This window comes from Streptomyces sp. OfavH-34-F, from assembly GCF_022347745.1.
Lineage (GTDB): Bacteria > Actinomycetota > Actinomycetes > Streptomycetales > Streptomycetaceae > Streptomyces.
This window is the reverse complement of sequence record NZ_JAKRGC010000403.1, coordinates 1-4,798: the sequence shown is the minus strand read 5'-3', so window position 1 is coordinate 4,798 and position 4,798 is coordinate 1. Positions and strand designations below refer to the sequence as shown.

2 protein-coding genes and 1 pseudogene are annotated in these 4,798 nt (G+C 75.7%); 1 reads left to right on the top strand and 2 read right to left on the bottom strand.

Annotated elements, in window-relative coordinates:
• Together MHW47_RS32010 and MHW47_RS32005 are read right to left on the bottom strand one after the other, a co-directional pair.
• A partial coding sequence (locus tag MHW47_RS32010; RefSeq protein ID WP_239227362.1) for an ATP-dependent helicase occupies positions 1-2,479 on the bottom strand: 2,479 nt, incomplete at its 3' end.
• A 183-nt stretch (positions 2,480-2,662) separates the two neighbouring features.
• Positions 2,663-3,052, bottom strand: a complete 390-nt coding sequence (locus MHW47_RS32005; RefSeq protein WP_374230183.1) for an MGMT family protein — start codon at positions 3,050-3,052, stop codon at positions 2,663-2,665.
• A gap of 221 nt (positions 3,053-3,273) precedes the next feature.
• Here MHW47_RS32005 and MHW47_RS32000 point away from each other — a divergent pair.
• Positions 3,274-4,798: pseudogene (locus MHW47_RS32000) on the top strand (TIGR00374 family protein); the annotation flags it as partial.

Genomic DNA, 4,798 nt, shown 5'->3' with positions numbered 1-4,798 from the left:
CCGCCTCCGGGTCACCGGCGATCAGCCGCAGCGCGGCGGAGGCGGCCGGGTCGACGGTCGTGGCGCGCAGTTCGGCGACGAGCGCGGCGACGGACAGCGGGCGGCGCGGGCGGCCGGTGACGTCCCTGGGTTCGACGCCGAGTTCGGCGAGGAAGCGGGAGGGCTGGTCGCCGTCGTCGGCGGGGGCCTTGACCGCGGTGACGACCAGGCGTTCGCGGGCCCGGGTCGCCGCCACGTAGAACAGCCGCCGCTCCTCCGCGAGCAGGGCGCCGGGGGTGAGGGGTTCGGCGAGCCCGTCGCGGCCGATGCGGTCCGCCTCCAGGAGCGAGCCGCGGCGGCGCAGGTCCGGCCAGAGCCCCTCCTGCACGCCCGCGACGACGACCAGGCGCCACTCCAGGCCCTTGGAGCGGTGGGCGGTCATCAGCCGCACGGCGTCGGGCCGCACCACGCGCCGGGAAAGGGTGTCGGCCGCGATGTCCTGGGCGTCCACCTCCTCCAGGAAGTTCAGCGCGCCCCGGCCGCCGGTGCGCTGTTCGGCGCGGGCGGCCGTGTCGAACAGGGCGCACACCGCGTCGAGGTCCCGGTCCGCGTTGCGCCCGGCGGCGCCGCCGCGCAGGGCCGCGCGCTCCAGCCGGTCGGGCCACGGGGTGCCGGACCACAGCGCCCACAGGGCCTCCTCCGCCGTGCCGCCGGCCTCCAGCAGTTCGCGGGCGGTACGCAGCAGGGAACCGAGCCGCTGGGCGCCCCGCGCGTACGAGGGGTCGTGCGTCACCAGCCGCTCCGGTTCGGCGAGCGCACGGGCCAGCAGGACGCCGGAGGGCGCGGGCACCCGGCTGCCGGCGGCCCGCTCCTCGTCCCGCAGAGCCCGCCCGAGCCGGCGCAGATCGGCGGCGTCCATGGCCCCGAGGGGCGAGGCGAGCAGGGTGAGCGCGGTCTCGGTGTCGAGCCAGGGGGCGGGGTCGGAGACATCGGCGGGGTCGGTGGGGTCCGGGGTTTCGGCCGTCCCCCGGGCAACCATCTCCGGGGCCTCGGTCGCCGGCCCCGCTCCCCCGGTGGTCAGCGCCGCCGTGGCCACCGCGCGCAGGGCCGTCAGGAGCGGGCCCACCGCCGGTTCGTGGCGCAGCGCCAGGTCGTCGCCGTCCACCTCCAGGGGGACGCCCGCCGAGGTCAGGGCCCGGCGCAGGGCGGGCAGCGTGCGGCCGCCGGCCCGGACGAGGACCGCCATCTCGTGCCACGGCACGCCGTCCTCCAGATGCGCGCGGCGCAGCAGGTCGGCGATGTTCTCCAGCTCCGTGGAGGCGGTGGGATAGGTGTACGCCTCGACGGAGCCGCCCTCGCGGACCGCGCCCAGTTCGCGGTGGGCGCGGACCTTCGCCGCGGGCAGCCGGGTGAGCGGCATCCGCCGGGTGAGCAGCCGGGTGGCGGCGAGCAGCCGGTCGCCGGAGCGGCGCGAGGTGGTGAGGACGCCGACCGGAGCGGGGGCGCCGTCCGCGCGCCGGAACATCTCGGGGAAGTCCAGGATGCCGTTCACGTCGGCGCCCCGGAACGCGTAGATCGACTGGTCCGGGTCGCCGAAGGCGATCAGGTCCCGCCCGCCGCCGCCCCCCGGGGTGCTGCCCCGGTTGCCGGCCAGCGCGTGCAGCAGCCGGACCTGGGCGGGGTCGGTGTCCTGGTACTCGTCGACGAAGACCGCGTCGTACGTCCCGGCGAGGCGCGCGGACACCTCGGGGCGCTCCGCGAGCAGCACCGCGCGGTGCACCAGCTCCGCGTAGTCGAGCACCCCCTGGGCGTCCAGCACGTCGAGGTATTCGGCGAGGAAGCGGGCGGCGGCGCCCCAGTCGGGCCGGCCGGTGCGCCGGGCGAAGGCGGCGAGGGCGTCCGGGCCGAGGCCCAGTTCGCGGCTGCGGGCGAGCACGGCGCGCACCTCGTCGGCGAAGCCGCGGGTGGTCAGGCAGGCGCGCAGCTCGTCGGGCCAGCGGATGTGCGGGCGCCCCTCCTTCTCCAGGTCGAGCTGGCCGGCCAGCAGGTCGCGCACGGTCACGTCCTGCTCCGGCCCGGACAGCAGCCGCAGCGGGTCCGCGAAGAGGTCGGCGTCCTGGTGGGCGCGGACCAGGGCGTAGCAGAAGGAGTGGAAGGTGGTGGCCTGCGGGCCGCGGGCGGCGCCGAGCCGGGCAGCCATCCGGTCGCGCAGTTCGACGGCCGCCTTGCGGCTGAAGGTGAGGACGAGGACCCGGGCCGGGTCGGCGCCCTTGGCGATGCGGGCGGCCACGGCTTCGACGAGCGTGGTCGTCTTGCCGGTGCCCGGTCCGGCGAGGACCAGCAGCGGTCCGCCGGGGTGGTCAACCACGGCGCGCTGTGCCGCGTCCAGGAGAGGGGGCTCCACCGAACCCGGCAGGGTGCGCACCAGACGGTACGGGCCCGTGGTCCCCGGCCGTGCGTCACGGTGAGGACTGTGCCGGGTGGTGGAGGAGGTGCTCACGTGGGTTCGCCGGTCCTGGTGGGTGTACGGGTGGTGAGAGCGGGGAAGCGGCCGCGAACTGAAGACGCTACTCCGGCGCGCCCCCGGAATGCGCCGGGACGCCTGCGGGACTCGTCACGTTCGGCGCGTCGGCGCCCGCACCGACCCGGCTGCGCCCGATCCGCGCCCGGATGGCCGAAGCTGTCAGGTGTGAGCTCCCCCACCGCCGGCGGTCGCGTCCGCCGGGCCGCCCGTCACGCCGTCCCACCGTGCGCGCCGCATGTCCAGGCGCGGGAGGTGGCCCTCCGCGCTCGCGGGGGCCTCGCGCAGCGGGGTGTTCTCCTCGCGGTAGTGGTCCAGGGCGCGCAGCTCGTGGCCGGGCAGCAGCCTGCCGTCCGACCGCACCACGCGCCACCACGGCACGGCACCCCCGTACAGCGCCATGACCCGGCCGACCTGGCGCGGTCCGCCCTCGTCCAGCCACTCCGCGATGTCGCCGTACGTCATGACGCGGCCGGGCGGGATCAGTTCGGCGACGTCGAGCACGCGCTCCGCGTACTCCGGCAGCGCGTCGCCCGTCGGGTGTTCGCTCATCCGCCCCATCCTGCCGTACGCCACCGACAGCCCGGCCGGTGCCGTGTCCGCGCGCGCACGCAGCGTGCGCACGCCGCGAAAGTTGCGTATCTTGCGCTTCGCACGCCTCCGCATCGCACCCTGATGCCCCCCTGCGTCCATCGGCCGTGCCACCATCGTGCGGGCGGTGACCGGTGATACGAGAACACGAAGACCAACCAGAGGCGACGAAGGAGCAGGGCGTGCAGCCACCGAAGGCGGCCGACGCCTCTGACGCGGAGCCGCGTCCGGACAAGGACGCGGAGAGTCCCGCCGGGCACCCGGCGGGCTCGACGCTCGCCTCCGCCGACGCCGCGCAGGCCGAGCGGGTCTCCGGCGACGAACCGCTGCTGCCCGCCCGGGTGCACCGCCCCTCCGACCTGCTGCGCCTGCTCGTCGGGGTGCTGGCGGTCGTGGTGCTGTTCTCCGTCGCCGCCTTCGCCCACGGCACGACCACCGGTCTCGAGGAGGACATCAACAAGGGCACCGGCCAGGCCCCCGACCTGCTCATCAAGCTGGCCGGGCTGGTCTCCAGCATCGCCGTGCTGCTCGTCCCGGTCGCCTTCGCCATCGAGCGGCTGATCAAACGCGACGGGCTGCGGATCGCGGACGGGGTGCTGGCCGCGGTGCTGGCGCACGGCGTGACGCTCGCCACGGACCTGTGGGTCGCCAAGTCCGCCTCCGACACCGTGCAGGACGCGCTGACCCAGCCGCAGCCCGGCGACGCGTTCTCCGATCCGGTGCACGGCTACCTCGCGCCCGTGATCGCGTACATGACGGCGGTCGGCATGGCGAGACGGCCGCGCTGGCGGGTCGTGCTGTGGATGGTGCTGCTGCTGGACGCCTTCGCCATGCTGGTGGGCGGCTACACGACGCCGTTCTCCATCGTGCTGACGGTGCTGATCGGCTGGACGGTGGCGTACGGCACGCTGTACGCGGTCGGCTCGCCGAATGTCCGCCCGACCGGCCAGCACCTGATGGCGGGACTGCGGCACGTCGGCTTCCGGCCGGTCACCGCGATGCGGGCCGAGGACGCGCCCGACTCCGGCGACCAGAGCGACCGGGGGCGCCGCTATCAGGTCTCGCTGGAGGACGGGCCACCGCTCGACGTCACCGTGGTGGACCGGGAACAGCAGGCCCAGGGGTTCTTCTACCGGGTGTGGCGCAGGCTCACGCTGCGCGGGTTCACCCAGCGCCGGTCCATCCAGTCGCTGCGCCAGGCGCTGGAGCAGGAGGCGCTCCTCGCGTACGCGGCGATCGCCGCCGGGGCCAACGCGCCCAAGCTCATCGCCACCAGCGAGCTGGGCCCGGACGCCGTGATGCTGGTCTACGAGCACATCGGCGGCCGGTCCCTGGACGCCCTGGAGGACGCCGAGATCACCGACGAGGTGGTGCGGGGTGCCTGGCGGCAGGTGAAAGCCCTCCAGTCGCGCCGGATCGCGCACCGCAGGCTCACGGGCGACGCCATCCTGGTGGATCGTTTCGGCAAGGTGTTCGTCACCGATCTGCGCGGCGGCGAGATCGCGGCCGGTGATCTGGTGCTCCGGATGGACATCGCGCAGCTGCTCACCACCACGGGTCTGCGGGTGGGCCCGGAGCGGGCCGTGGCCGCCGCGCTCGCCGTCCTCGGCCCCGACGCGGTCGCCGACTGCCTGCCGCTGCTCCAGCCGATCGCGCTCAGCCGGTCCACCCGCGCGCAGCTGCGCCGGCTCGCCCGCGAGCGGTCCC

What these genes read in the sequence shown, in the direction of transcription:
- MHW47_RS32005 (WP_374230183.1), bottom strand. Translation starts at nt 3,052, where the DNA reads ATGAGCGAACACCCGACGGGCGACGCGCTGCCGGAGTACGCGGAGCGC.